General features: G+C 50.6%; 27 protein-coding genes. 19 read left to right on the top strand and 8 right to left on the bottom strand.

All coding sequences use genetic code 11. The features are described from left to right. The first annotated feature begins 70 nt into the window (after window positions 1–70). Genes fdnG through fdhE form a run of 4 tightly spaced genes read left to right on the top strand, consistent with a single transcriptional unit; the run spans window position 71 to window position 5,594 of the window. Window positions 71–3,121, top strand: a complete 3,051-nt coding sequence (gene fdnG, locus ACH0WD_RS19730; RefSeq protein WP_077905761.1) for a formate dehydrogenase-N subunit alpha — start codon at window positions 71–73, stop codon at window positions 3,119–3,121. 12 nt (window positions 3,122–3,133) lie between these two features. After that, entirely contained in the window at window positions 3,134–4,036 is a 903-nt protein-coding gene (gene fdxH / locus ACH0WD_RS19725) for a formate dehydrogenase subunit beta (RefSeq protein WP_000331364.1), read from the top strand. Then, window positions 4,033–4,668 carry a formate dehydrogenase cytochrome b556 subunit gene (fdoI, locus tag ACH0WD_RS19720; RefSeq protein WP_000829025.1) on the top strand — a complete coding sequence of 212 codons (636 nt, stop codon included), beginning with the start codon at window positions 4,033–4,035 and terminating at the stop codon, window positions 4,666–4,668. The genes fdxH and fdoI overlap by 4 nt, the downstream gene beginning before the upstream one ends. Next, a complete protein-coding gene (gene fdhE / locus ACH0WD_RS19715) occupies window positions 4,665–5,594 on the top strand; it encodes a formate dehydrogenase accessory protein FdhE (RefSeq protein ID WP_000027730.1) in 930 nt (309 codons plus the stop codon). Before fdoI ends, fdhE begins: the two co-directional genes overlap by 4 nt. A 46-nt stretch (window positions 5,595–5,640) precedes the next feature. On the opposite strand, the gene nadS is transcribed toward fdhE, so the two are convergent. Further along, window positions 5,641–5,931, bottom strand: a complete 291-nt coding sequence (nadS, locus tag ACH0WD_RS19710) for a NadS family protein (protein ID WP_000362051.1) — start codon at window positions 5,929–5,931, stop codon at window positions 5,641–5,643. Beyond that, on the bottom strand, window positions 5,932–6,243 hold the full coding sequence (locus ACH0WD_RS19705) for a cytotoxic translational repressor of toxin-antitoxin stability system (RefSeq protein WP_001159632.1): 312 nt from the start codon (window positions 6,241–6,243) through the stop codon (window positions 5,932–5,934). A gap of 217 nt (window positions 6,244–6,460) precedes the next feature. Here ACH0WD_RS19705 and ACH0WD_RS19700 point away from each other — a divergent pair, with 217 nt between their 5' ends. The 3 genes from ACH0WD_RS19700 (at window position 6,461) to ACH0WD_RS19690 (ending at window position 8,230) form a co-directional block, all read left to right on the top strand. Beyond that, window positions 6,461–7,390, top strand: a complete 930-nt coding sequence (locus ACH0WD_RS19700) for an alpha/beta hydrolase (protein ID WP_001127697.1) — start codon at window positions 6,461–6,463, stop codon at window positions 7,388–7,390. A gap of 85 nt (window positions 7,391–7,475) precedes the next feature. Continuing rightward, window positions 7,476–7,787, top strand: coding sequence for a type II toxin-antitoxin system HigB family toxin (locus tag ACH0WD_RS19695; protein ID WP_000558166.1), 312 nt, complete (start codon window positions 7,476–7,478; stop codon window positions 7,785–7,787). After that, window positions 7,784–8,230, top strand: coding sequence for a type II toxin-antitoxin system HigA family antitoxin (locus tag ACH0WD_RS19690; protein ID WP_001259011.1), 447 nt, complete (start codon window positions 7,784–7,786; stop codon window positions 8,228–8,230). The genes ACH0WD_RS19695 and ACH0WD_RS19690 overlap by 4 nt, the downstream gene beginning before the upstream one ends. Before the next feature lie 14 nt (window positions 8,231–8,244). Here ACH0WD_RS19690 and fabY read toward each other — a convergent pair whose 3' ends face one another. The 6 genes from fabY to ACH0WD_RS19660 form a co-directional block, all read right to left on the bottom strand. After that, window positions 8,245–9,186 carry a fatty acid biosynthesis protein FabY gene (gene fabY, locus ACH0WD_RS19685; RefSeq protein WP_001518251.1) on the bottom strand — a complete coding sequence of 314 codons (942 nt, stop codon included), beginning with the start codon at window positions 9,184–9,186 and terminating at the stop codon, window positions 8,245–8,247. A 44-nt stretch (window positions 9,187–9,230) separates the two neighbouring features. Continuing rightward, a complete protein-coding gene (gene dtd, locus ACH0WD_RS19680; RefSeq protein WP_000560973.1) occupies window positions 9,231–9,668 on the bottom strand; it encodes a D-aminoacyl-tRNA deacylase in 438 nt (145 codons plus the stop codon). Beyond that, on the bottom strand, window positions 9,665–10,537 hold the full coding sequence (locus ACH0WD_RS19675; protein WP_000921423.1) for a virulence factor BrkB family protein: 873 nt from the start codon (window positions 10,535–10,537) through the stop codon (window positions 9,665–9,667). Before ACH0WD_RS19675 ends, dtd begins: the two co-directional genes overlap by 4 nt. Further along, complete coding sequence (gene yihX / locus ACH0WD_RS19670; protein ID WP_000965695.1) at window positions 10,531–11,130, bottom strand: glucose-1-phosphatase; 600 nt, start codon at window positions 11,128–11,130, stop codon at window positions 10,531–10,533. The genes ACH0WD_RS19675 and yihX overlap by 7 nt, the downstream gene beginning before the upstream one ends. A 190-nt stretch (window positions 11,131–11,320) precedes the next feature. Further along, window positions 11,321–12,124: a DeoR/GlpR family DNA-binding transcription regulator gene (locus ACH0WD_RS19665; protein WP_000059693.1), complete on the bottom strand. Its 804-nt coding sequence runs from the start codon at window positions 12,122–12,124 to the stop codon at window positions 11,321–11,323. Window positions 12,125–12,157: 33 nt separating this feature from the next. Beyond that, window positions 12,158–13,054: a sugar kinase gene (locus ACH0WD_RS19660; protein WP_001520529.1), complete on the bottom strand. Its 897-nt coding sequence runs from the start codon at window positions 13,052–13,054 to the stop codon at window positions 12,158–12,160. A gap of 164 nt (window positions 13,055–13,218) precedes the next feature. Between ACH0WD_RS19660 and yihU the strand changes: the two genes are divergently transcribed. From yihU to ACH0WD_RS19600, 12 genes are all read left to right on the top strand, one after another. Further along, on the top strand, window positions 13,219–14,115 hold the full coding sequence (yihU, locus tag ACH0WD_RS19655) for a sulfolactaldehyde 3-reductase (RefSeq protein ID WP_000268248.1): 897 nt from the start codon (window positions 13,219–13,221) through the stop codon (window positions 14,113–14,115). A gap of 22 nt (window positions 14,116–14,137) precedes the next feature. Further along, entirely contained in the window at window positions 14,138–15,016 is an 879-nt protein-coding gene (gene yihT, locus ACH0WD_RS19650) for a sulfofructosephosphate aldolase (RefSeq protein WP_001067409.1), read from the top strand. Window positions 15,017–15,031: 15 nt separating this feature from the next. After that, window positions 15,032–16,273 carry a sulfoquinovose isomerase gene (gene yihS / locus ACH0WD_RS19645; protein WP_000870940.1) on the top strand — a complete coding sequence of 414 codons (1,242 nt, stop codon included), beginning with the start codon at window positions 15,032–15,034 and terminating at the stop codon, window positions 16,271–16,273. Between the two features lie 71 nt (window positions 16,274–16,344). After that, window positions 16,345–17,247 carry an aldose-1-epimerase gene (locus ACH0WD_RS19640; protein ID WP_024131638.1) on the top strand — a complete coding sequence of 301 codons (903 nt, stop codon included), beginning with the start codon at window positions 16,345–16,347 and terminating at the stop codon, window positions 17,245–17,247. A gap of 88 nt (window positions 17,248–17,335) precedes the next feature. Continuing rightward, a complete protein-coding gene (locus tag ACH0WD_RS19635) occupies window positions 17,336–18,211 on the top strand; it encodes a sulfite exporter TauE/SafE family protein (protein WP_000345334.1) in 876 nt (291 codons plus the stop codon). Between the two features lie 123 nt (window positions 18,212–18,334). Further along, window positions 18,335–20,371 carry an alpha-glucosidase gene (locus ACH0WD_RS19630; protein WP_000107277.1) on the top strand — a complete coding sequence of 679 codons (2,037 nt, stop codon included), beginning with the start codon at window positions 18,335–18,337 and terminating at the stop codon, window positions 20,369–20,371. 45 nt (window positions 20,372–20,416) lie between these two features. After that, complete coding sequence (locus tag ACH0WD_RS19625; protein ID WP_000084233.1) at window positions 20,417–21,799, top strand: MFS transporter; 1,383 nt, start codon at window positions 20,417–20,419, stop codon at window positions 21,797–21,799. A gap of 45 nt (window positions 21,800–21,844) precedes the next feature. Next, on the top strand, window positions 21,845–23,263 hold the full coding sequence (locus ACH0WD_RS19620) for an MFS transporter (protein WP_001112778.1): 1,419 nt from the start codon (window positions 21,845–21,847) through the stop codon (window positions 23,261–23,263). 67 nt (window positions 23,264–23,330) lie between these two features. Beyond that, window positions 23,331–24,023 carry a porin OmpL gene (gene ompL / locus ACH0WD_RS19615; RefSeq protein WP_000838828.1) on the top strand — a complete coding sequence of 231 codons (693 nt, stop codon included), beginning with the start codon at window positions 23,331–23,333 and terminating at the stop codon, window positions 24,021–24,023. Between the two features lie 156 nt (window positions 24,024–24,179). Then, window positions 24,180–25,028, top strand: a complete 849-nt coding sequence (locus ACH0WD_RS19610) for an STM4015 family protein (protein ID WP_001042082.1) — start codon at window positions 24,180–24,182, stop codon at window positions 25,026–25,028. Between the two features lie 12 nt (window positions 25,029–25,040). Beyond that, a complete protein-coding gene (locus tag ACH0WD_RS19605; protein WP_023785427.1) occupies window positions 25,041–26,066 on the top strand; it encodes an STM4014 family protein in 1,026 nt (341 codons plus the stop codon). Beyond that, window positions 26,059–26,934, top strand: coding sequence for an STM4013/SEN3800 family hydrolase (locus tag ACH0WD_RS19600; RefSeq protein WP_000282791.1), 876 nt, complete (start codon window positions 26,059–26,061; stop codon window positions 26,932–26,934). The genes ACH0WD_RS19605 and ACH0WD_RS19600 overlap by 8 nt, the downstream gene beginning before the upstream one ends. The last annotated feature ends 1 nt before the right edge of the window (window position 26,935 follow it).

Below are 26,935 nucleotides of genomic sequence, written 5' to 3'. Positions count from 1 at the left end.
ACCACTCCCTGAGCGTTTCGGATAGAGAAATGTGAAAGAGAAGTGACAATGTCGAAACAAGGAGCAAACCATGCAGGTCAGCAGAAGGCAGTTCTTTAAGATCTGCGCTGGCGGTATGGCAGGCACCACGGCGGCGGCACTGGGCTTCGCGCCCGGCGTAGCGCTAGCGGAAACACGGCAATATAAACTGCTGCGCACCCGCGAAACCCGTAACACCTGCACCTACTGTTCCGTTGGCTGCGGGCTGTTGATGTACAGCCTCGGCGACGGTGCGAAAAACGCCAAAGCATCTATTTTCCATATCGAAGGGGACCCGGATCATCCGGTAAGCCGTGGCGCGCTGTGCCCGAAAGGGGCCGGTCTGGTGGACTTTATCCACTCTGAAAGCCGCCTGAAATTCCCGCAATACCGCGCGCCGGGTTCAGATAAGTGGCAACAGATCAGTTGGGAAGAAGCGTTTGACCGAATCGCTAAACTGATGAAGGAAGATCGCGACGCCAACTATCAGGCGCAGAACGCCGAAGGCGTTACCGTTAACCGCTGGCTCACCACCGGGATGCTGTGCGCTTCCGCATCCAGTAACGAGACGGGTTATTTAACGCAAAAATTCTCCCGCGCGCTGGGTATGCTCGCGGTCGACAACCAGGCGCGTGTCTGACACGGACCAACGGTAGCAAGTCTTGCTCCAACATTTGGTCGCGGTGCGATGACCAACCACTGGGTCGACATCAAGAACGCCAACCTCGTCGTGGTGATGGGCGGTAACGCCGCAGAAGCTCACCCGGTCGGGTTCCGCTGGGCGATGGAAGCCAAAATTCACAACGGCGCGAAGCTGATTGTGATCGATCCGCGCTTTACGCGTACCGCGTCGGTGGCCGATTTCTATGCGCCAATACGCTCTGGTACTGACATTGCCTTCTTGTCAGGCGTGATGCTGTATCTGCTGACCAACGAAAAATACAACCGTGAATACACCGAGGCCTATACCAATGCCAGCCTGATCGTGCGTGAAGATTTTGGCTTCGATGATGGTCTGTTCACCGGCTACGACGCAGATAGGCGGCAGTACGATAAAACCAGTTGGCACTATGAGCTGGACGAAAACGGTTTTGCCAAACGCGATACGACACTGCAACACCCGCGCTGTGTCTGGAATCTGTTGAAACAGCATGTCTCACGCTATACGCCGGACGTGGTAGAAAATATCTGCGGTACGCCGAAAGCGGACTTCCTGAAAGTGTGCGAGTACATTGCAGAAACCAGCGCAAAAGATAAAACCGCGTCGTTCCTGTACGCGCTGGGCTGGACGCAGCATTCCATCGGCGCGCAGAACATCCGTACTATGGCGATGATCCAGCTTCTGCTCGGTAACATGGGGATGGCGGGCGGCGGCGTTAACGCCCTGCGCGGTCACTCCAACATTCAGGGACTGACCGACTTAGGACTGCTGTCGCAAAGTCTGCCGGGCTACCTGACGCTGCCGAGCGAAAAACAGACCGACCTGCAAACCTATCTGGCTGCCAATACGCCGAAGCCATTGTTGAAGGATCAGGTCAACTACTGGGGCAACTATCCGAAATTCTTCGTCTCAATGATGAAGGCCTTCTTTGGTGATAAAGCGACAGCGGAAAATAGCTGGGGCTTCGACTGGCTACCGAAGTGGGACAAAGGCTACGACGTGTTGCAGTACTTCGAGATGATGAAACAGGGCAAGGTCAACGGCTATATCTGCCAGGGCTTTAACCCGGTGGCCTCATTCCCGAACAAAAACAAAGTGGTCGCGTCGCTTTCCAAACTGAAGTACCTGGTGACTATCGATCCGCTCAACACCGAAACGTCCACTTTCTGGCAAAACCACGGTGAGTCGAACGACGTTGATCCCGCAAAAATCCAGACCGAAGTGTTCCGTCTGCCTTCCACCTGTTTTGCCGAGGAAAATGGTTCCATCGTTAACTCCGGTCGTTGGTTACAGTGGCACTGGAAGGGCGCGGACGCCCCGGGAATTGCCATGACCGACGGCGAAATCCTCGCCGGTATCTTCTTACGCCTGCGTAAGATGTACTCTGAACAGGGCGGCGCCAACCCGGAACAGGTGCTGAATATGACCTGGAACTACACCAAACCATACGAACCCGCCTCTGAAGAAGTGGCGATGGAAAGTAACGGTAAAGCGCTGGCCGATCTTATCGACCCGGCAACCGGCGCGGTGGTGGTGAAGAAAGGTCAACAGCTCAGTTCGTTCGCGCAACTGCGCGATGACGGTACGACGTCCAGCGGCTGCTGGATTTTCGCCGGTAGCTGGACGCCGGAAGGCAACATGATGGCGCGTCGTGATAACGCCGACCCGTCTGGTCTCGGCAACACGCTGGGCTGGGCCTGGGCGTGGCCGCTCAACCGCCGCATCCTCTATAACCGCGCCTCCGCCGATCCGCAGGGTAATCCCTGGGACCCGAAACGTCAGCTACTGAAATGGGAAGGCGGAAAATGGGCCGGATGGGATATTCCGGACTACAGCGCTGCCGCGCCCGGCAGCGACGTCGGACCGTTTATCATGCAGCCGGAAGGGATGGGCCGCCTGTTTGCTATCGATAAGATGGCGGAAGGGCCGTTCCCGGAACACTACGAGCCGTTTGAAACGCCGCTGGGCACTAACCCGCTGCACCCGAACGTTATCTCTAACCCTGCCGCCCGTATCTTTAAAGACGATGCCGACGCGCTGGGTAAAGCGGATAAGTTCCCGTATGTCGGAACCACTTACCGTCTGACCGAGCACTTCCACTACTGGACCAAGCACGCGTTGCTTAACGCTATCGCCCAGCCGGAACAGTTTGTGGAAATTGGCGAGAAGCTGGCGAATAAGCTCGGCATCGCGCATGGCGATACCGTGAAGGTCTCCTCGAACCGCGGCTATATCAAAGCCAAAGCGGTGGTGACCAAGCGTATTCGCACGCTGAAAGCGGACGGCAAGGATATCGATACCATCGGTATTCCTATTCACTGGGGCTACGAAGGCGTGGCGAAAAAAGGCTTTATCGCCAATACGTTAACGCCTTTCGTCGGTGATGCGAACACGCAAACGCCGGAGTTTAAATCCTTCCTTGTGAACGTGGAAAAGGTGTAACGGAGACGACCTATGGCTTATCAATCGCAAGACATCATTCGTCGTTCCGCCACTAACGGTTTCACCCCCGCGCCCCAGGCGCGGGACCACCAGGAAGAGGTGGCGAAACTCATCGACGTCACCACCTGTATCGGCTGTAAAGCGTGTCAGGTGGCGTGCTCCGAGTGGAACGACATCCGTGATGAAGTGGGCAATAACGTCGGGGTGTATGACAACCCGGCTGATTTGACCGCGAAATCCTGGACGGTGATGCGCTTCTCGGAAGTGGAACAGAACGACAAACTGGAGTGGCTGATCCGTAAGGATGGCTGTATGCACTGCGCCGATCCCGGCTGCCTGAAGGCCTGTCCGGCGGAAGGGGCAATCATTCAGTACGCTAACGGTATTGTCGACTTCCAGTCCGAGCAGTGTATCGGCTGCGGCTACTGTATCGCTGGCTGCCCGTTCAACGTGCCGCGCCTCAACCCGGAAGACAACCGCGTCTATAAATGTACGCTGTGCGTTGACCGTGTGGTGGTCGGCCAGGAACCGGCCTGCGTGAAGACCTGTCCAACCGGCGCCATTCATTTTGGCTCGAAAGAGGATATGAAAACGCTGGCGGGCGAGCGGGTGGCGGAACTCAAAACCCGTGGTTATGACAACGCGGGTCTGTACGATCCGGCGGGCGTAGGCGGTACGCATGTCATGTACGTGCTGCATCATGCCGACAAGCCGAATCTGTATCACGGTCTGCCGGAAAACCCGGAAATCAGCGAAACCGTTAAGTTCTGGAAAGGCGTCTGGAAACCGCTCGCCGCGTTCGGTTTTGCCGCGACCTTTGCCGCCAGCGTCTTCCACTATGTCGGCGTCGGCCCGAACCGCGCGGAAGAGGAAGATGACAACCTGCATGAAGAGAAAGACGAGGTGCGCAAATGAAACGACGTGACACCATCGTGCGCTATACGGCGCCGGAACGCATCAACCACTGGATCGTCGCCTTCTGCTTCGTGCTGGCGGCGGTGAGTGGGCTGGGCTTTTTATTCCCATCCTTCAACTGGTTGATGCATATCCTGGGCACCCCACAACTGGCGCGAATTCTGCACCCGTTTGTGGGCGTGGTTATGTTTGCCTCGTTCATCATCATGTTTTTCCGTTATTGGCACCACAATCTAATCAATCGGGATGATATCTTTTGGGCGAAGAATATTCGTAAGATCGTCGTCAACGAGGAAGTGGGTGACACCGGGCGTTATAACTTCGGTCAGAAATGCGTATTCTGGGCGGCGATTATCTTCTTGGTGCTGCTGCTGGTGAGCGGGGTAATTATCTGGCGTCCGTACTTTGCGCCTGCTTTCTCAATCCCGGTGATCCGATTCGCGTTAATGTTGCATTCTTTTGCCGCAGTAGCGTTAATTGTGGTTATCATGGTGCATATCTACGCCGCCCTTTGGGTGAAAGGCACCATTACCGCGATGGTGGAAGGCTGGGTAACCCGGTCGTGGGCGAAGAAGCATCACCCGCGCTGGTACCGAGAAGTCCGCAAGACAACGGAAAAAGAAACTGAATGAGTATTCGCATAATCCCGCAAGATGAGCTGGGGTCGAGCGAGAAACGTACGGCGGATATGATTCCGCCGTTATTGTTCCCCCGACTCAAAAACGTCTACAACCGCCGCGCCGAACGTCTGCGCGAGCTGGCTGAAAATAACCCGCTGGGCGATTACCTGCGCTTTGCCGCGCTTATCGCGCACGCGCAGGAAGTGGTGCTGTACGACCATCCGCTGGAGATGGATCTGACCGCACGTATTAAAGAAGCGAACGACCAGGGCAAGCCGCCGCTGGATATCCACGTGTTGCCGCGTGATAAGCACTGGCAAAAACTGCTGCATTCGTTGATTGCCGAGCTAAAACCCGAGATGAGCGGCCCCGCGCTGGCGGTGATTGAGAACCTGGAGAAAGCCTCAGAACAGGAGCTGGAGCAGATGGCCAGCGCGCTGTTTGCCTCGGATTTTGCCTCCGTCAGCAGCGATAAAGCCCCGTTTATCTGGGCCGCGCTCTCCCTTTACTGGGCGCAAATGGCCAGCTTGATTCCAGGCAAAGCCCGCGCGGAATACGGTGAAGCGCGCCAGTATTGCCCGGTGTGCGGTTCGATGCCGGTCTCCAGCATGGTGCAGATCGGCACCACGCAGGGGCTGCGTTATCTGCACTGTAACCTGTGCGAAACCGAATGGCATGTCGTGCGCGTAAAATGCAGTAACTGCGAACAGAGCCGCGACTTACACTACTGGTCACTGGAAAATGAGCAGGCTGCGGTGAAAGCCGAAAGCTGCGGCGATTGCGGGACTTACCTGAAGATTCTCTATCAGGAAAAAGACCCGAAAGTGGAAGCCGTGGCCGACGACCTCGCCTCGCTGGTGCTGGACGCGCGCATGGAACAGGAGGGCTTCGCCCGAAGCTCTATCAACCCGTTCCTGTTCCCGGGGGAAGGGGAATAAGTTCTCTGGTATACCGGCTAGCAATCTACGTTAGCCGGATCATTGCTCAATACCGCAATGCTTGTATAACGTTTCTCGGGTCGTTGGCAATGGCGCGAAGTAACGCTTTGGCTGGCCCTGTCGGTGAACGTCTTCCTTGCTCCCAGTTGCGCAGCGTATCCACGTTGACCGAAATCAGTTCTGCAAACTTAGATTGCGACAACCCAGATGCCTGCCGTATTTCTTTAACCTTCATTGCATCAATATGAAAGGTACGAGAAGGCTCACGGGTCCCTTCAATGATTTCATTCATTTGAGACATACTTTGAGTTAATCGCTCAAATAACACTTTATCCATCTACCACCTCTCATTCAGCATACGAAGCACCGCTTTTTCCTGCGGCGTGAGATCATCTTTAATGCCTTTTTGATAAATCAGAAGCAAGCGAATCTCATACCGTTGACTACGGTGAAAATAGATAATTCGCACGCCACTACGCTTTCCTTTGCCTCGCGATCCCCAGCGCATTTTTCTCAGGCCGCCCGTTTCCTGAATGACATCACCACAATCTGGATGCTGAGCCATAAAAACCTGAAGCTTATGGTATTCATCATCATCGAGCAGTTTTTTAACATCTTCAGTAAAGAGTTCCGTTTCTATAAATTGCATATTCCATACGCCATTGGCTTATAGTAGTGAAAATAATCTATACGTCAATGGCGTATAGCATCATCATTTCACAGTACAAAAATTAAAAACCCAGCGCCAACCGCATTCCATTTTTTGCGAACCTCTATCCAGAATCATCATCCCCTCGTTTCACCACTTTCCATCCCCAACGAACCAGGTTATAAACTGTATATACATACAGTCAAAGGAGCGTTATATGCCACTGGAAAAAGGAATTGCCGAACTGGTCGCTGGGTTTATCGCCGCGGGCCGTCCCTCTTCACGAGAGCAGAATATTGATGACCGGAGAGCGGGCTATATTGCCAGCACGACGCTGGCGGGTGAGAAAGAAATTCGGGTGAGTTCGGAAGATATCGTGCTGGAAGGGATGACATTTCGCGTCGTTTCGCCGCCAAACGCATCCGGTTCTCTACCCTGTATCCTCTACTATCACGGCGGCTGTTTTGTTAGCGGCGGCTTTCTGACTCATGACCCCCAGCTACGGCAACTAGCCTGGAAAAGCGGCTGTAAGGTGATTGCCATTCAGTATCGCCTTGCGCCAGAACACACCTTCCCTGCGGCTCATGACGACGCTGAACGCGGGGCCAATATCGTCCATCAATACGCGGAGCAGTTAGGCATCGATCGTGAACATATCACGCTTGCTGGCGACAGCGCAGGCGGGCACCTGGCATTGGTCAGCGCGCTACGCCTGAAATCCACCGCCCACTGGTCTCCGGCGAAGCTGCTGTTGATCTACCCGATGCTTGACGCTACTGCCAGTTTCCCCAGCTATGCCAGCAACGGGCAAGACTACATCATCACCCGCGATACGCTGTTATCGGGTTTCGAAATGTATCTCCAGGATACCGACCTCCGCCACCCGGAAGCCAGTCCGATATGGCGTGAAGATTTTGCCGGTTTACCGCCGGTGCATATCCTCACCGCAGAGTTCGACCCACTGCGTGATGAAGGCGAAGCGCTATATCACCGTCTGAACGACCAGGGCGTGGCGTGTACTTGCCAGCGCTATCTCGGTGTCATTCATGGCTTTTTCCAGCTCGGAGGCGTGAGCCAGGCGGCACGAAGCGCCATGCGAGATGTGGCCTGGCGTGTTGTAAGTCCATCAACAGGCAAAATGACCTAAAATTCAATTTTGTTTTCAACTTGAAAACTGGATAACGTTGCGCTAAATTGTTTTCAGGTTGAAAACTTTGTAATGGAACTACATTGTGCATGTTATCAGCCGAAAACCGTTCAATGAAGCGATGCTCATGTATCCAAACCATGAGCTTGCTCTCACTGAGTTGCTGAATGTTCTGGAGAAAAAAACATTCACTCAGCCTGAAGAGATGAAGCGGTATATTCCTTCACTGGATAATTTTAAGTACAGAGATAAATGGTGGGTGATTGATGTTTCTGGTAACAGCCTGAGACTCATTTCCTACATAGATTTCAGGTTACATAAGATATTTGTGAAACATATCGTTTCCCATGCCGAATATGACAAACTAACTGCATATTATCGGGGTAATAAAGAATGAGAACTCATCGTCAGATGGATGCAACCAGCGCAAAAAAGATCGTTGATACCTTCAGCGATGCGGTAAAAACCGTCCCACTGATGGGGGAAGACCGAAATGACAATGAGTATCGCAGGGCACTAGCGCTAGTGGAGTTTCTGGTCGACCACGACGATCTTGAAAACCCACTATTTGAATTGCTCTGTGCCCGAATCAGTGAATACGAAAAACATGCGCCGGAATTCAAAGCACTCAACCAACACCTGGAGAAAACGCCCCCTGGCGTTTCAGTATTGCGAACGCTCATGGATCAATACGGTCTCAAAGCAGCAGATCTTGCCAACGAACTTGGCTCTAAATCGAACGTCAGCAACATCTTAAATGGCCGCAGAGCACTAACGGTTAATCATATTAAAGCGCTTACACAACGCTTCAAACTACCAGCAGATGCCTTCATCGAGTAGTTGGAGATGTCCAGCTACTCCTCCTCATTCCCGCCCTCTTCATACGGGCCGAACGGTTTCGCAGGTAGTACGATATAAATGCCTTCGAAAATTGCCCCGGCGGTCTCGCCGCCCAACAGTTCAACCTGCAACTGGACACGCGCTTTTTTACCCCGCGCCAGCCTGTCCAAATCACCGCTTAGCGACCCCAAATCAGCCACGGCGTTTGGCTTTCCGCTAATGGGTTTACTGTAGCGAATATGGGCGTCAGCAAGAATAATCGTCCCGCCAAGATGGCGTTCACGGAGCATCAGCCAGATAAGTCCCCATCCGGTCAGCGTCGCCAGGGAGAACAGGCTGCCGGCAAACACCGTGTGATGCGGATTTTGATTACCGGTTTCCGGCATCGTGGTGATAAATTTTTGCCCGGTGTACTGCTGAATGCGCACCCCCATCTTTTCACTCAATGGAATGTGCTCATACCAGGCCTGCTGAAGCTGCCCGCACCAGTCGCCGCGATGCAGGATATCATCCAGCGATGCTACCGGTTTAATCATCAGAAAATGGCGGATTGGCGTGGTTGTGGGCGTAGTAATCTCCCCCTGATTGACAAACCCGAGTTTGGCAAAGAACTCAACCGCATCTTCGCGCGCGCTGCAGGTGACGCGCTTAACGCCTTCCTGGCGGGCGACAGACTCCAGGGTCATCGCCATTAATGTCCCCAGCCCTTTATCCTGTACCGAGGGATGTACAGCCATAAAACGGATAGACGCCTCGTTATCTGCATTGATATACAGGCGGCCCACTGCGACTAAATTTCCTTCTTCGTCCACCACCATTTGATGGTGCGCCAACGCATCCCAGCCATCCCGTTCCGACCCTTTCGGCTGGTGCAGCGGTTTACGCAGCATCTCCCAGCGAAACTGGTAGTAACGTTCTAATTCTTCTTCTGTTTGCGGAACTCGAAGGTGATACATAGCCGTACTCTCTCTTGTTATCCGCGGCCACGCCGGAAGCTGACTCATACCTGGAGCCAGAATGTCACGGGACCGTCATTAACCAGCTCAACCTGCATATCGGCAGCGAAGCGTCCGGTTTGCGTGTTTATCGCCTGCTGGCGGCAGCGTTCGACAAAATATTCATAAAGCGCCTGCGCGCGATCCGGCGCAGCCCCGCCGGAAAAGCTTGGTCGCATACCGCGCTCGGTATCTGCCGCCAGCGTAAACTGCGACACCACCAGCACGCTGCCGCCAGCCTGTTGTACATTCAGATTCATCTTGCCGTCAGCATCGCTGAAGATACGGTATCCCAGCACGCGCTCGCACAGACGATTCGCTTTTTGTTCGTCATCTTCTTTTTGGACACCCAATAACACCAAAAGTCCTGGGCCGATTTCACCCGTCACCTCGTCCTCCACGGTGACGCTGGCACGGGTTACGCGTTGAATTAATGCAATCATGGTTGGTCAGCTTCTTCTTGTTCTGCGGCTTGTTTGAGTTTTCGGTATTCCCCGAGAGTGACAGTTATTTCTGCGCCAAGCAAGACTATACACCAGGTCCAGTATACCCAGACAAACAGGATAGGGATCACTGCCAGTACGCCATAAATGAGCTGATATGACGGGAACATGGTGATATAAAGCGCGAAACCTTTCTTTCCGGCCTCGAACAGCAACGCTGCGACAAACGCGCCGACAAGGGCGTCACGGTTCGGTACACGAGTTGTTGGGACAATACTGTAAAGTAACCAGAATGAGATCCACGAAAGCAGCAGCGGAAGGATGCGCAATACATTGTCGATGACCGTATTCAGATCGCTGGCCCAGCGTAAAGAAAGCAGGTAGGAGCTGATCGCCAGGCTGGCGCCAGCGAGAAGCGGGCCGAGCGTGAGGATCATCCAGTACACCGCAAAAGAGTACACTTTTGGCCGTGTGCGTTTGCTGCGCCAGATTGTGTTTAAGGCGCTATCAATGGCGTACATCAACAGCAATGCCGTCACAATCAGTCCACAGGCGCCCACCGCCGTCATTTTGTTGGAATTAGCGACAAACTGCTCAATATAGCGCTGAATCACGTCTCCGGTGGCTGGCATAAAGTTAGCAAAAATAAAATGGCGTAACTGAATGCTGACATCAGAAAACATCGGAAAAGCAGCGAAAAGGGCAAAAACGACGGCAATAAGCGGTACTAAGGAGAGTAATGAGACATAGGCGAGATTTCCCGCCAGAGTCGTCATATTATCCTCATCAATACGCTGCCATAATAGCTTGAGCCAGGCCCGAACAGGGCGCGTATGGCGTCCAGCTTTTTGGTGAACGGTTTTTAGCATAACAGCTTCGCGAAATAGTCAGGGATGGTGGCTTTATCCTTCACCAGAATACTGGTGATCCCCAACTGGTTGGCCCCTTCTATATTATCGGCATTGTCGTCGAAAAAGACCGCATCGGCAGCGGAAAAACCTTCTTTCTGCAGGACGTGCTGATAAATACGCGCTTCCGGCTTACGCATTCCCAAATCCTGCGATAAATAGATATGGTCGGCGGCAGCGCGCACCTCCGGGTATTCCTCCGGCCAGAAGTGGGTATGCAGTCGGTTAGTATTGGATAGCACCACCACGCGATGCCCCTGCTCGCGCAGTTTATGCATGATAGCAATCACTTCGGGCCGTAATCCGACAAATACCGCCTGCCAGCCGTGCGCAAATTGTTCATAACTGAGCGATAACGCCATTTCATGACAGAAAGCTTCAGCAAACGCTTCGTCCGTTATCTCACCGCGTTCATGTTGGTGAAAAGTCTCGCCCATCGTAAATTTTTGCTTCAGCGAAGCCAGCGGTACTCGACTCAGATCGCTCCACACACCTAATACGCGGTTAAAGTCGATGTCGACAATCACATTACCTAAATCAAAGATGTAGAGCATGTCATTCTCCTTGCTAACCGGGGATGAATAACTGTAGCGGGAAAGGAGAAGTTTGACTATGTATCCCTTTATAAATCAATTAACAAAAAGACAATAGAAACGCAGACGATGTTCAATATCGCCTGCATCACAGCGCCGTTTTATTGGCCGGATAAAGCGCTGACGCGACCATCCGGCGCAAGGGCGCTTGTCACGCTGAAACGGCGTCGTCCAGCGAAGGACTCACCTGAACCACTTCGATTTGCTGGGATTGAAGTAAATTCTGTAATGCCGGACCGGGATACTCGTCCGTAAACAGAGCGGTAATCTGTGACACATTGCCGATCTCAACCGCCGCAGAAGCATGGTATTTCGTATGATCGGCGGCCAGCAAAATATGTCGCGAGTGGGCCATCATGGTTTTCACTACGCTGGCTTCGTTGACATCAAACTCCAGTAACGCGCCATCGCTCTCTATCGCGCCTACGCTGGTGACGAGATAGTCCGCCCGGAACCCCGCCACAAACGCCGCCGCGGATGGCCCGATAATGCCGCTATTATGCGGGCGCAGCGTGCCGCCAGGCACCATCACTTCAAAGCGAGGGTTATTATAAAGAATGTGCGCGACGCGCAGGCTATTGGTGATAATGCGCAGATGATTATGGTTGAGCAGCGCGCGCGCCACCTGCTCAACCGTCGTTCCAATCGTGATAAATATCGTGGAGCCATCCGGAATATAGTCAGCCACGGCTTCCGCAATGGCTTTTTTCTCTTGCGTCCAGGAGACCTCTCGCTGCTCAAAGGCGGTATTGACCACACTGGACGCTCTGCCAGCGCCGCCGTGATGACGCGTAATCAGCCCCTGCTCGCTTAATTTACGAATATCGCGGCGAACCGTCTGGGTAGAGACCTCCAACAAACTGGCTAACTCATCGATATTCATATAGCCGCGCTCATCAATTAGCATTAACAGCCGATCGTGTCGCGGATTACCGGTCAGTTCGGTAAGACTCATGAGCATTCCTCTAAAAGCTTCCTACTGCTCATATTATACAAAAAGTGACAAGAAAGATCGGGTTTGCTCACAATCAGGGATACCCGCCCGGCCACCCGGGCGCGTACACTTCAGCGCGGCAACGCCGCTGGCGAATCTGACAGCCTCTTCGATGGCGTATCCGCTTGCCAGGCCAAATGCCAGTGCGCCATGAAAAACATCGCCCGCGCCGGTAGTATCCACCACCTCCACGGTAAAACCCGGTTGGTGGCGTACCGCTGCTTTTTCCAACCAGTTGCAGCCTTCACTGCCTCGCGTGACATAGACATGTCCATTTGTGAGCATTTGTGCTTTTTTTAGCGCATCAATGGCTTCGCTCATCCCCGTCAGGCGTGCCAGCCCTGGCTCGGAGAAGGCGGCGTGGTCGCTTAACGCCACCAGCTCGCTAATATCCTGTGGCGTAATATCGCCATCAAGAACAGTCATGACGCCAGCCTGACGCGCCAGCGTAAACGCCTGTTTTGCGCCGTCATGCCAGCGCACATCCGCCAACACCACATCCCACTGCGAAAAATCGATGTCGTTAAGCCAGTCGGCGTCAGGTAGTAAATCCGGGCTGGGATAATTAACGATAATCCGCTCTCCTTTGGCATCCACCATAATCGCTGACTGCGACGACATGGCCTGCGTGTAGCGGCGGGTATAGCGGGTATTTACCCCCAGGGATTCCAGTTCCGCCAGCAGGCTGTTTCCGGTGTCGTCATCGCCCACACGGCCAATAAAGTCCACCTGCGCGCCCAATTTCGCCGCAGCCACGGCAGCGGTCGCCGCAGGCCCGCCGCCCACTTCCGTATAGCGCTTCGCCACATATTTACCCCCTTCTGTCGGTAATCCTTCCACGTAATAGATGCGATCCATCACGGTAATACCTACACAAGCAATACGAACCATGGTCATTCCTCAAGCATTTTCGATGTGCTCATTTTAATTTCACGAAATGTTTAAAAAGTGACGGCTGTCAATTTTTTGACTATAAATTACAAATACGATCACAAACAGACAGAAAAAGGCTCATTAATGACAAAAAATGACACCACCGTGTTCAGGAGAACGATATGGCAGTTATAGCATTTATCGGGTTGGGACAGATGGGCTCCCCTATGGCGAGCAATCTGCTAAAGCAGGGCCATCAACTCAGCGTCTTCGATGTTAATCCCGACGCCGTACAGCGTCTGGTAGACAAAGGCGCGCAACCTGCAAGCAGCCCGGCTCAGGCAACCATCGGCGCTGAATTTGTTATCACCATGCTCCCGAACGGCGATCTGGTTCGTTCCGTTTTGTTTGGCGAGCAAGGCGTTTGTGAAACTCTTTCCCGTGAAGCGCTGGTCATTGATATGTCCACTATTCATCCGTTGCAAACCGATAAGCTGATTGCCGACATGCAGAGCAAAGGGTTCAGCATGATGGATGTGCCGGTAGGCCGGACATCCGACAACGCGATTACCGGCACATTGTTGCTGCTGGCAGGCGGTACGGCGGAGCAAGTAGAGCGTGCTACCCCTGTTCTGATGGCGATGGGTAATGAGCTGGTCAACACCGGCGGCCCGGGAATGGGTATTCGCGTAAAACTGATCAACAACTACATGAGTATTGCGCTAAATGCGCTCTCCGCCGAAGCCGCCGTGCTGTGTGAAGCGCTGGGGCTTTCCTTCGACGTGGCTTTAAAAGTGATGAGCGGCACTGCCGCAGGCAAAGGGCATTTCACCACCACCTGGCCGAATAAAGTGATGAAAGGGGATCTGTCTCCCGCCTTCATGATCGATCTGGCGCACAAAGATCTTGGCATCGCGTTGGATGTCGCCAATCAACTGCACGTACCGATGCCGCTCGGCGCCGCCTCCCGTGAAGTTTATAACCTGGCGCGGGCCGCAGGCCGCGGTCGGGAAGACTGGAGCGCCATCCTGGAACAGGTGCGCATCAGCGCCGGGCTGACCGCCAACGTAAAAAAGTAACGACTGTATAAAGGAAAATTGAATGAACAACTACACCATCAAAGACATTACGCGAGCGTCCGGCGGGTTTGCCATGCTGGCTGTCGATCAGCGCGAGGCGATGCGTTTAATGTTTGCTGCTGCTGGTGCGAAAACACCCGTTGCCGATAGCGTGCTGACGGATTTCAAAGTGAATGCGGCGAAAATTCTTTCCCCGTATGCCTCTGCCGTTCTGCTGGATCAGCAGTTCTGTTATCGCCAGGCCGTAGAACAAAACGCGGTCGCTAAAAGCTGCGCCATGATCGTCGCGGCGGATGATTTCATCCCGGGCAACGGTATTCCCGTTGATAACGTGATCATTGATAAAAAAATTAATGCGCAGGCGGTAAAACGGGATGGCGCGAAAGCCTTAAAACTGTTGGTACTGTGGCGCAGCGACGAAGACGCGCAGCAGCGTCTGGATATGGTCAAAGAATTCAATGAATTATGTCACTCCAATGGTTTGCTGAGCATTATCGAACCGGTTGTACGTCCGCCGCGCTGCGGCGACAAGTTCGATCGCGAGCAGGCGATTATCGATGCGGCCAAAGAGCTGGGCGACAGCGGCGCCGATCTTTACAAAGTTGAAATGCCGCTCTACGGCAAAGGCGCGCGTTCCGATCTTCTTACCGCCTCACAACGCCTGAATGGGCATATCAATATGCCGTGGGTCATCCTCTCTTCCGGTGTGGACGAAAAACTGTTCCCTCGCGCGGTCAGGGTCGCCATGGAAGCTGGCGCATCCGGGTTCCTGGCGGGACGCGCGGTCTGGTCATCAGTAATTGGTCTACCGGATACCGAGCTGATGCTACGTGATGTTTCCGCGCCTAAATTGCAACGTTTAGGTGACATTGTCGATGAAATGATGGCTTGTCGCCGCTAATACGAGGATGAAAGAATGAAATGGTTTAACACATTGAGCCACAACCGCTGGCTGGAGCAGGAAACCGACCGCATCTTTAATTTCGGTAAAAACGCCGTGGTGCCGACAGGCTTCGGCTGGCTGGGAAATAAAGGGCAAATCAAAGAAGAGATGGGCACCCATCTTTGGATCACGGCGCGTATGCTGCACGTTTATTCCGTGGCGGCGTCGATGGGCCGACCGGGCGCTTATGATCTGGTCGATCATGGCATCAAAGCCATGAACGGCGCACTGCGCGACAAAAAATACGGCGGCTGGTATGCCTGCGTTAATGATCAGGGCGTGGTAGATGCCTCTAAACAGGGTTATCAACACTTCTTCGCCTTGCTGGGCGCGGCCAGCGCCGTCACGACCGGGCATCCTGAAGCCAGGAAATTGCTGGATTACACCATAGAAGTGATTGAGAAATACTTCTGGAGTGAAGAAGAGCAGATGTGCCTGGAGTCCTGGGACGAAGCCTTTAGCAAAACCGAAGATTACCGTGGCGGTAACGCCAATATGCACGCCGTCGAAGCGTTCCTGATTGTTTATGACGTTACCCATGACAAAAAATGGCTGGATCGCGCTATCAGAATCGCATCAGTCATTATTCATGATGTAGCCAGAAATAATCATTACCGTGTTAATGAACATTTCGATTCACAGTGGAATCCTATCCGCGACTATAACAAAGAAAATCCAGCACACCGTTTCCGTGCATTTGGCGGTACTCCAGGTCATTGGATCGAATGGGGTCGTTTAATGCTGCATATCCACGCAGCACTGGAAGCCAGATGCGAACAACCCCCTGCATGGCTGCTGGAAGACGCGAAAGGTTTGTTCCACGCTACGGTACGTGATGCCTGGGCTCCGGATGGAGCAGACGGCATTGTGTATACCGTTGATTGGGAAGGGAAACCCGTTGTACGTGAACGTGTACGCTGGCCAATTGTAGAAGCGATGGGGACAGCCTATGCCCTCTATACCGTAACAGGGGATCGTCAATACGAAACCTGGTATCAAACATGGTGGGATTACTGCATTAAATACCTGATGGACTATGAAAATGGTTCCTGGTGGCAAGAATTGGATGCTGACAACAAGGTGACCACTAAAGTCTGGGACGGTAAGCAGGATATATACCATCTTCTGCACTGTCTGGTAATTCCACGCATCCCGCTCGCTCCAGGGCTGGCACCAGCCGTAGCAGCAGGTTTGTTAGATATCAATGCGAAATAAATAAGCCTGGTAACGACGGCATATCAGCAAATAAACATTGCATATGCCGTTGTTTAGTAAGGGTATCTAATATTAAGGTGATATGTATGCATAGTGGTGGGAATACGATATTACTCGCTGCAGGTGATTACCGGGCGCAAATAGTTTCAGTGGGTGCCGGTCTTGCCGAATTAACCTGGCAGGGCAAGCATCTGGTTATACCTCATAAACCAGAAGAGATGCCTCTTGCTCATCTTGGTAAGGTATTAATCCCTTGGCCAAATCGTATTGCCAATGGTATCTATCAGCATGATGGGCATGAGTATCAGTTGCCGATTAATGAACATGGCTCTAACGCCGCTATTCACGGCTTGCTTGCATGGAGAGACTGGCAAGTTGATGAATTAACAGCCACAAAAGCCTCGTTCTCCATATTTTTACCGCCAAGCTATGGCTACCCATTCGCATTGATTTCGCAGGTTATTTACTCACTGGACGCAACAACAGGGCTGTCCGTTGAAATAATTAGCCAAAATATCGGCGATAAACCAGCACCTTATGGCGTCGGTGTTCACCCCTATTTAACCTGTGACTTAGCACCTGTTGATGATTATACGCTGCAACTTCCTGCAAAAGAGGTTTTTGCTTTCGATACACAGTCTAACTCATCAACGTTACTACGCGTCGATGAGCTGAATCTGGACTATTCCATCCAACAAAAAATTGGTGATAAACGGATTGATCATACTTTCAAAACTTACAGCGAGCGATGGGAGGCGAAAATTATTAACCATCAACAGGAACTGGCTGTTAGTTTATGTTCCGATCAACCGTGGCTTCAGGTCTATAGTGGCGAAAAGTTGAATCGCCGGGGATTAGCTATCGAACCGATGAGTTGTCCGCCGAATGCCTTTAATTCTGGGATCGACTTACTATTACTTAAACCAAAACAACAGCATATATTGTTTTTTAATATTTGTGGTGAATGCATATAGTTCATGTATTTATTTGTGCAGGATACCTATTACCCTGACTTAAAACAGTCAAAGTAATATTTTAGAATTTGATAATGAAGGAATTATAATGGATTTCTTTAATTTATTTACACCTGATGGCGTGATGTTGGAACCTGGTGTTATATACACCGTTATCGCCTTAATGTTTCTTTATACATTCGTAGGAATATGTGCTGGCTTTGGTGGTGGATTGACTACCATGCCGCTCATAACCCTAATGCTACCTGTAAAAATGGCAACACCACTTTCTGTTATTGTCGGAACAGCGACCGCCATTTATGCCACATGGTTATCTCGTAAAGAAACGGACTGGCGATCGGCTGCCGTTCTTATCGGCTTCTCTTTTCTTGGCATTCCGGTAGGTTTATATGCACTTTCCTATCTACCTGATCACATAATGAAAATAGGATTGGGTGGTTTTCTTATTCTCTACTCATTCTACAGTATGTTTATTCCCCGTCTACCCATCTATGACAGACGTTGGATTGCTGCACCGTTAGGGGCGATAGCTGGGGCGCTAGGAGCGGCCTTTTCCACAAATGGACCGCCAGTTGTGATGTATGGAATGCTACGTAACCTTGGCCCAGCCGCTTTTCGCGGTACGCTGAATGCATTCTTTACGGCAAACAACATTGCAGTTGTCGGCGGCCTGGCAACCAGTGGAATATTAACAATTTCAACATTTAAACTGGTTATTTTCTGTATCCCTACCATGATACTCGGTTCCTTAGTCGGGCAATATGTTCATAAGCGTATTTCGGTAAAAGTATTCCGCGTTTTAGTATTTTTATTATTAATTGCTTCGGGTGCAATGTTAATAAAAGGTGCATTAGGTGTTTCAGCGGCTACTGCGCTTCTACCACCATTTGTACTGTTGGCAATATTACAAATACTTTTAGGCAAAAAAATTGCTGAGATTCGTAAAGTGGATGCCAGCAAATAATAAGTGCTTGCTTTGTTCAGGCGCTACTTCAAGAGTAGCGCATAACTATTTAAGGCTAATGAATAATAACGAATCATAAACAATCAGTATGCTCGCGTTCCTCAATTTCATGGAGAATATTTTATGAGCACGCAAAGTAAGCATTTATCCTCTGTCCTGATAGAAAAGAACATTGAGGGCTTTACGCTGACGTACCACCAGCGCCTGATTTTACGCCACAGCGCCGAAAACCCCTGTCTGTGGATTGGCGCGGGCGTTGCCGACATTGATATGTTCCGCGGCAACTTCAGCATCAAAGACAAACTTAACGAGAAGATTGCATTAACAGAGGCCACGGTCAGCGAGCTACCCGACGGCTGGCTGGTACAATTCAGCCGTGGCGCAACAATTAGCGCCACCCTTCGCATCTCCGCCGATGAGGCGGGACGCCTGAAGCTGGATCTGCAAAACGACGACCTACACCATAACCGTATCTGGTTACGCCTCGCGGCTAATCCAGACGACCATATCTACGGCTGCGGCGAACAGTTCTCTTATTTCGATTTGCGCGGCAAGCCGTTCCCGCTGTGGACCAGCGAACAGGGCGTTGGCCGTAATAAAACCAGCTATGTCACCTGGCAGGCAGACTGTAAAGAGAATGCCGGCGGCGACTATTACTGGACCTTCTTCCCGCAACCGACCTTTGTCAGCACGCAGAAGTATTACTGCCACGTCGATAATAGCTGCTATATGAATTTCGACTTCAGCGCGCCGGAGTATCACGAACTGGCGCTGTGGGAAGATAAAACTACGCTGCGTTTTGAGTGTGCCGCCACCTACATCGCCCTGCTGGAAAAACTGACTGCGCTGTTAGGCCGCCAGCCGGAGCTGCCGGACTGGGTTTACAACGGCGTCACGCTAGGCATTCAGGGCGGTACGGAAGTTTGCCAGCAAAAACTGGATACCATGCGCAACGCAAGCGTAAAAGTGAACGGTATTTGGGCGCAGGACTGGTCCGGTATCCGCATGACCTCCTTTGGCAAGCGCGTGATGTGGAACTGGAAGTGGAATAGCGACAACTATCCACAGCTGGATAGCCGGATCAAACAGTGGAAAGAAGAAGGCGTACAGTTCCTCTCTTATATCAACCCATACGTCGCCAGTGATAAAGACCTCTGCGCTGAGGCGGCGAAACACGGCTATCTGGCGAAAGACGCCACGGGCGGCGACTATCTGGTCGAGTTTGGCGAATTCTATGGCGGCGTGGTCGATCTGACCAATCCGGAAGCTTACGACTGGTTCAAAGACGTCATCAAAAAGAACATGATCGCGCTCGGCTGCAGCGGCTGGATGGCGGATTTCGGCGAATATCTGCCGACCGACACGTATCTGCACAACGGCGTCAGCGCCGAGATCATGCATAACGCCTGGCCTGCGCTGTGGGCGAAATGTAACTACGAAGCGCTACAGGAGACCGGCAAGCTCGGCGAGATCCTGTTCTTTATGCGTGCGGGTTATACCGGCAGTCAGAAATATTCCACCATGATGTGGGCAGGCGACCAGAACGTTGACTGGAGCCTTGATGATGGTCTGGCCTCTGTAGTACCTGCGGCATTGTCGCTGGCGATGACCGGCCATGGTCTGCATCACAGCGATATCGGCGGCTACACCACCCTGTTTGACATGAAACGCAGCAAAGAGTTGCTGCTGCGCTGGTGCGATTTCAGCGCCTTTACGCCGATGATGCGCACCCATGAAGGCAACCGCCCCGGCGATAACTGGCAGTTCGACGGCGACGCGGAAACTATTGCCCACTTTGCCCGCATGACCACCGTCTTTACCACGCTGAAACCGTATCTCAAGCAGGCGGTGGCGCAAAACGCAGCTACCGGTCTGCCGGTCATGCGTCCGCTATTCCTGCACTACGAGAACGATGCCGCAACCTACACCCTGAAATATCAATATCTGCTCGGTCAGGATCTGCTGGTCGCGCCGGTTCACGAGCAGGGGCGTTGCGACTGGACGCTGTACCTGCCGGAAGATCACTGGGTGAATATCTGGACCGGCGAAGTTCACCACGGCGGTGAAATTACCGTGTATGCGCCCATTGGCAAGCCGCCGGTCTTCTATCGCGCAAAGAGCGAGTGGGCTTCACTTTTTGCTTCTTTACGGAATATCTAATACGGCTCGCCCGCAGGGAAACCTGCGGGCAGATGGAGAAAAATAATGAGTCAGACCTCTGCTGATCCGGCAACGCTACGCCTGCCGCTTAAAGAAAAAATAGCTTATGGCATAGGCGATCTGGGTTCCAATATTCTGCTGGATATTGGCACACTCTATTTGTTGAAATTCTACACAGATGTCCTCGGTCTTCCGGGAACCTATGGTGGGATTATTTTCTTAATCGCTAAATTCTTTACCGCATTTGCCGATATGGGCACTGGTATTGTGCTCGACTCGCGGCGAAAAATAGGACCGAAAGGTAAATTTCGCCCGTTCGTTCTGTATGGCTCATTCCCAGTAGCACTGTTGGCTACAGCCAACTTTATAGGAACACCGTTAGAAATTACGGGCAAAACGGTCGTCGCAACGCTGCTGTTTATGCTGTATGGATTATGCTACAGCCTAATGAACTGCTCTTATGGCGCGATGGTGCCAGCTATAACCAAAAATCCAAATGAACGTGCCTCGCTGGCAGCCTGGCGCCAGGGCGGATCCACCTTAGGCCTTCTCATTGGCACCGTTGCTTTTGTACCAGTAATGAATTTGATTGAAGGCAATCAACAATTGCAATATGGCGTAACCGCTGCTCTTTTCTCGTTATGCGGGCTGCTATTTATGTGGCTTTGCTATGCGGGTGTCAAAGAGCGTTATGTCGAGGTCAAACAGGCTGATTCCGCACAAAAAGCAGGAATTTTGCAATCCTTTCGCGCCATCGCCGGTAACCGCCCGTTGTTTATTCTGTGCGTCGCCAACCTTTGCACCCTTGCGGCATTTAATGTCAAACTGGCGATTCAGGTCTACTACACCCAGTACGTGCTGAACGATCCGATTCTGTTGTCCTATATGGGATTCTTCAGTATGGGTTGTATCTTCATCGGCGTATTTTTAATGCCTACCGCTGTACGCCGTTTTGGTAAGAAAAAAGTCTATATCGGCGGACTGCTAATTTGGGCCGTGGGTGATTTGCTTAACTACAGCTTCGGCGACAGTTCGGTGAGCTTCGTGGCCTTCTCCTGTCTGGCATTCTTTGGTTCAGCATTCGTCAACAGCCTGAACTGGGCGCTAGTCTCGGACACAGTGGAATATGGTGAATGGCGTACAGGTGTTCGTTCCGAAGGGACGGTTTATACCGGGCTCACCTTCTTTCGCAAAATGTCCCAAGCGTTGGCTGGATTTTTTCCCGGATGGATGCTTACTCAAATTGGCTACATACCCAACGTGGTGCAATCAACCAGCACTGTTGAAGGATTACGTCAGTTGATCTTCATATATCCTTGTGCCCTCGCAGTGTTGGCCATGATTACAATGGGTTGTTTTTACAACCTCAACGAGAAAATGTACATACGTATCGTTGAGGAAATAGAAGCACGTAAACGTACTGCTTAACAATAATAATGACTGATGCCCTTCGGGGCGTTGTAAGGAGTGGTTATGCCTGACCATGATCCGCTAACGCTAAAACTAAGCTTGAAAGAAAAACTCGCTTACGGTGCGGGTGATATTGGCTCTAATCTAATGCTAAGCATTGGCACATTATATTTGCTCAAGTTTTACACAGATGAGCTAGGAATGCCTGCATATTATGGCGGGGTTATTTTCCTCATAGCAAAATTCTTTACTGCATTTACAGATATGCTAACCGGATTTCTTCTCGATTCTCAAAAAAACATTGGAATCAGAGGGAAATTTAGACCTTTCATTCTGTATGCAGCAGTACCATCAGCAATTATTGCGACAGTTCAGTTTATTGCTACAACATTTAGTCTGCCGATAAAGACCGCTATTGCTACCGGTCTATTTATGTTATTCGGACTGTTTTACAGTCTAATGAACTGTTCATATGGCGCTATGATCCCAGCAATAACAAAAAATCCAAATGAACGCGCACAACTGGCAGCTTTTCGGCAGGGAGGGGCAACAATAGGATTATTAATCTGTACGGTTGCTTTTATTCCACTTCAATCTTTATTCTCTACAACTACCATTGGTTATGGTTATGCAGCCTTAACTTTCTCTATCTTTGGTTTCATTTTTATTATGTTATGTTATAAAGGAACCAAAGAACATTACATTGAGCCCCCATCGCCGGGACATAAGGCAAGCATCATCAAATCATTTTGTGCAATTTTTCACAACCCACCACTATTAGTTCTATGCATTGCAAATTTGTGTACACTAGCAGCATTTAATATCAAGCTCGCTATTCAGGTTTATTATACCCAATATGTACTAAATGACATTAACCTATTATCCTGGATGGGTTTTTTTAGTATGGGCTGTGTAATTATTGGTGTTTTGTTAGTTCCCTGGACCGTAAAATGCTTTGGCAAGAAACGCGTGTATTTAGCAGGTATGCTTTTATGGGCCGCGGGCGATGTTTTAAATTATTTTTGGGGTTATAACTCCTTTTATTTTGTCATTTTCTCTTGTATCGCCTTCTTCGGTACCGCTTTCGTCAACAGCCTGAACTGGGCGCTGGTTCCGGATACGGTTGACTACGGTGAATGGAAAACGGGTATTCGCGCTGAAGGCTCGGTGTATACGGGTTACACCTTTTCCCGCAAAATTTCCGCTGCGCTTGCTGGCTTTTTGCCAGGTATTATGCTGACGCAAATCGGTTATATCCCCAACATAGCTCAAAGTGACACCACGTTGCTTGGTTTGCGTCAGCTCATTTTTTTATGGCCTTGCGGTCTTGCCATTATCGCAGCACTAACGATGGGCTTTTTTTATAAGCTCAATGAACAACGTTTCGCTTTTATTATCGAGGAAATTGCCCAACGAAAGAAAACAGGTAATCAAATTGTCGCGACTAATAATAAACAAAGTATTTCTACTGTAAATAATTAAACGACGCTTGCCGCTTTATCCATCCCGATGGATGGCGGCTTCCCTATATTTGAAAAATGGATTTATTATGAAATCTCTGAATACTCTAGTGATATTAACTTCAGTAATATCCACCTCTGTTTTTGCTGGCGCTTATGTAGAAAACCGTGAGGCCTATAACCTGGCGTCTGACCAAATGGAGTTTATGCTGCGCGTCGGCTATAACTCCGATATGGGGGCCGGAATTATGTTGACCAATACCTATACGCTACAGCGTGATGATGAATTAAAGCACGGTTATAATGAGATTGAGGGCTGGTATCCGTTATTTAAACCTACAGATAAATTAACCATCCAGCCTGGCGGGTTAATAAACGACAAAAGCATTGGTTCCGGCGGCGCCGTCTATCTGGATGTTAACTATAAATTTACCCCGTGGTTTAATCTTACGGTACGTAACCGATATAATCACAATAATTATAGTTCAACCGATTTGAATGGCGAACTGGATAATAATGACAGCTATGAAATCGGTAACTATTGGAATTTTATCATTACCGATAAATTTTCTTATACCTTTGAACCACACTATTTTTATAACGTTAATGATTTTAATAGTAGTAATGGTACGAAGCATCATTGGGAAATCACCAATACCTTCCGTTATCGTATCAATGAACACTGGTTGCCCTATTTTGAATTACGCTGGTTAGATCGTAACGTGGGCCCCTACCATAGAGAGCAAAACCAGATTCGTATCGGGGCGAAGTATTTCTTCTGATATTATCGCCTCTATTTTCCGAATCTGCATCACAGCGGGTAGTTGTTCTGCCCGCTCATTCATCCTGAATCAGACTCCCGATATCCCGTCTCTAAGCGCCATGATAATATTCGCAAAGCGTTTTACCATATTCATGCTTATAGAGAAGGGAAACAAATGAATAAGCGATTTAATATTGATTGGGACAATGAATTAACCCAGGAACAGCTCATTAATTTGATTTTAACCGATGAAGATCTGCCAAAGCTTCGCTCACTGACCATTGGTAACTGGGGTGATTGTTGGGAAGACGAAACCTGCCAGCCTATTATTGATATGATTGTGGAGAACGCCCCCCGCTTTTCTCACCTGGAATCACTGTTTATCGGTGATATGGAGAGCGAAGACTGCGAGATCTCCTGGATTAAACAAGGTGACTATTCCAGGCTCTATGCGGCGTTACCCAATCTGAAGGAACTGATCATTAAAGGCGCGTCGGATCTGCGACTGGGCGCTATACATCATGAGAAACTGGAGCACCTGGAAATCATTTCCGGCGGCATCCCTTCTAACGTAGTTGCCGAACTACAAAATGCGCAGCTCCCTGCATTAAAAACGCTGAAGCTCTTCCTGGGCGTAGAGGGATACGGTTTTGACGGTTCGCTGGATGACGTGATGGCGCTGGCATCGAAAGATCTTTTCCCTCAGCTCACCCATCTGGGGTTGATGAATAGCGAAGAGCAGGATGATATCGCCCGCCGGGTGCTGGAAAGTAATATCCTGCCGCAGCTTAACGTGCTGGAACTCTCATGCGGTACCTTAACGGACAACGGCGCAGAGGCGCTGCTGGAGCATAAAGACCGAATTGCGCATCTGGAAACACTCGATCTCCACCACCACTATTTGACGCCGGAGATGCAGGAAAAGCTAAAAGCCACACTGCCGATAAACCTGAATCTTTCAGAAGCTCTGGAGCCTGATGATTACGATGGCGATATTTATATGAATGCGATGTACACCGAGTGATTGTGTAGGGGAATGTGCACATTCCCCTACTCAACGATAAAGGGATTTATTGTGATTACGCTCATTGGCCCCCATCAGAGCAAGCGCACGCATTATTTTATGCAGGCTGCCGCCGTACTTGGGGAATCCGTCACGGCGCTGACTCATCCGCAAGCGCTGGACGCTTCGCTGACCTCTGGCATCGTTAAAATCGACCCGCCAGTACACAGTGAAACAGACATCCGCAAAATAAACGCGATCGGTCTGGACTATATCCATTTTTTGCAGAACATGGCGGCGCGTCCTGGCGTCACCTGGCTTAACCATCCGGCGGGCCTCATTCACCTGTTGGATAAAAAACGCTGCAAGCGGCGCTTACTGGAACACGGCATCCCCACGCCGCCGTTGGTAGCGGAAGACGTAAAAAGTTTTGCACAGCTCACCGCCATCATGGAGGAAAAAAGGGTCGCCAGCGTGTTCATTAAGCCCTCGCTGGGTTCTGGCGCGGCGGGCGTTATCGCTTTGCGCCGCCACCCTGATGGCATAAAGCAGGTGCTTTACAGCGCGATTGCCATATCAGGACAACAGCTATTTAACAGCAAAAAAATCCAACAGTATCGTCAGAAAGAAGATATCCAGCTCATTATTGATGGCGTTCTTCAGCAGGAAAACCTCGTCGAACAGTGGCTGCCCAAAGCCAGCGTAAAGCATAAAACCTATGATTTACGCATCGTCTGCCTGGATGGCGAAATTATCTGGCGAGTGGTCAGAACCTCCTCGCAGCCCATTACTAACTTACATCTGCAAAACCAGGCTTACTGCTTCGAAAGTCTGGAGTTATCTGCCGCAAAAGTGACTGAGATCGATACGCTCTGTCAAAATGCCATGCGACTTTTCCCTGGCATTCGCTTAGCGGGTATTGATGTTTTACTTACCACCAGCCTGACGCCGTATATTATTGAAATTAATGGCCAGGGTGATTTGATTTATCAGGATGCGCAGCAGAATAATCTAATTTATCAGGCGCAAATCCGGGCCATGAGGAAGCAAAATGTATAATTCAATGGATGAAGTCCCCGTCTCGCTGCACGCGTCGATTGACACAGGCGATGGCGAATTCGATATGAATGCGCTAATTAGTAATAACGCTCATATTCTTTTTATTGTGCTGGACTCGTTACGCTACGACATTGCGCTTCAGGAACAAACCGCCGGAAATACGCCCAACCTTAATCATTATGGACAATGGACGAAATGCGAAGCGGCCGGTAATTTTACCTGGCCTTCGCATCACGCCATGTTTTCAGGTTTTATGCCAAAACCTATTGATGATACCGTTAATCAGACCATGCTGTTTTTCCCAAAAGATATCGGACTTGGTCGTAAAGGGCCGAAAAATGCATTTGCCTTTGATGACGCAACATGGATAAAAAGTCTGGAAAATAAAGGCTACCAGACCATCTGTATTGGCGGCGTCTCTTTCTTTAATAACCGCTCCGGCATGGGAAAAGTGTTCCCGTCGATGTTTAAAGAGAGTTACTGGCATCCACGCTTTGCCTGTACGGTTAAAGAAAGTATGGATAACCAAATCCATTATATCCAGAAAATCATGGCCGAGCGTGCTGGCAACCAACCGGTCATGATGTATATCAATATCGACACGATTCATTACCCTAACCATTTTTACGTTGAGGGCGCGGCCCCTGGCGATACCGTTGAGACCCATGCCGCCGCGCTACGCTATATCGACGCCCGCATCGACGGATTACTGAACATTTTCCGCCAAACCGGCGGCGAAACGTTCGTTATTGTCTGTTCCGATCACGGTACCTGCTATGGCGAAGACGGGAAATATTTCCATAGTTTTAATCATCCGATCGTTAATACCGTTCCCTATATGCATTTCTTGCTGAGCGGTAATCATTAAT

Origin of the sequence: Salmonella sp. 2020_1395, from assembly GCF_043848115.1 — a bacterium.
Taxonomy (GTDB): Bacteria; Pseudomonadota; Gammaproteobacteria; order Enterobacterales; family Enterobacteriaceae; genus Salmonella; species Salmonella enterica.
The sequence above is the reverse complement of the archived record's forward strand: the minus strand, read 5'-3'. Positions and strand labels throughout refer to the sequence as shown.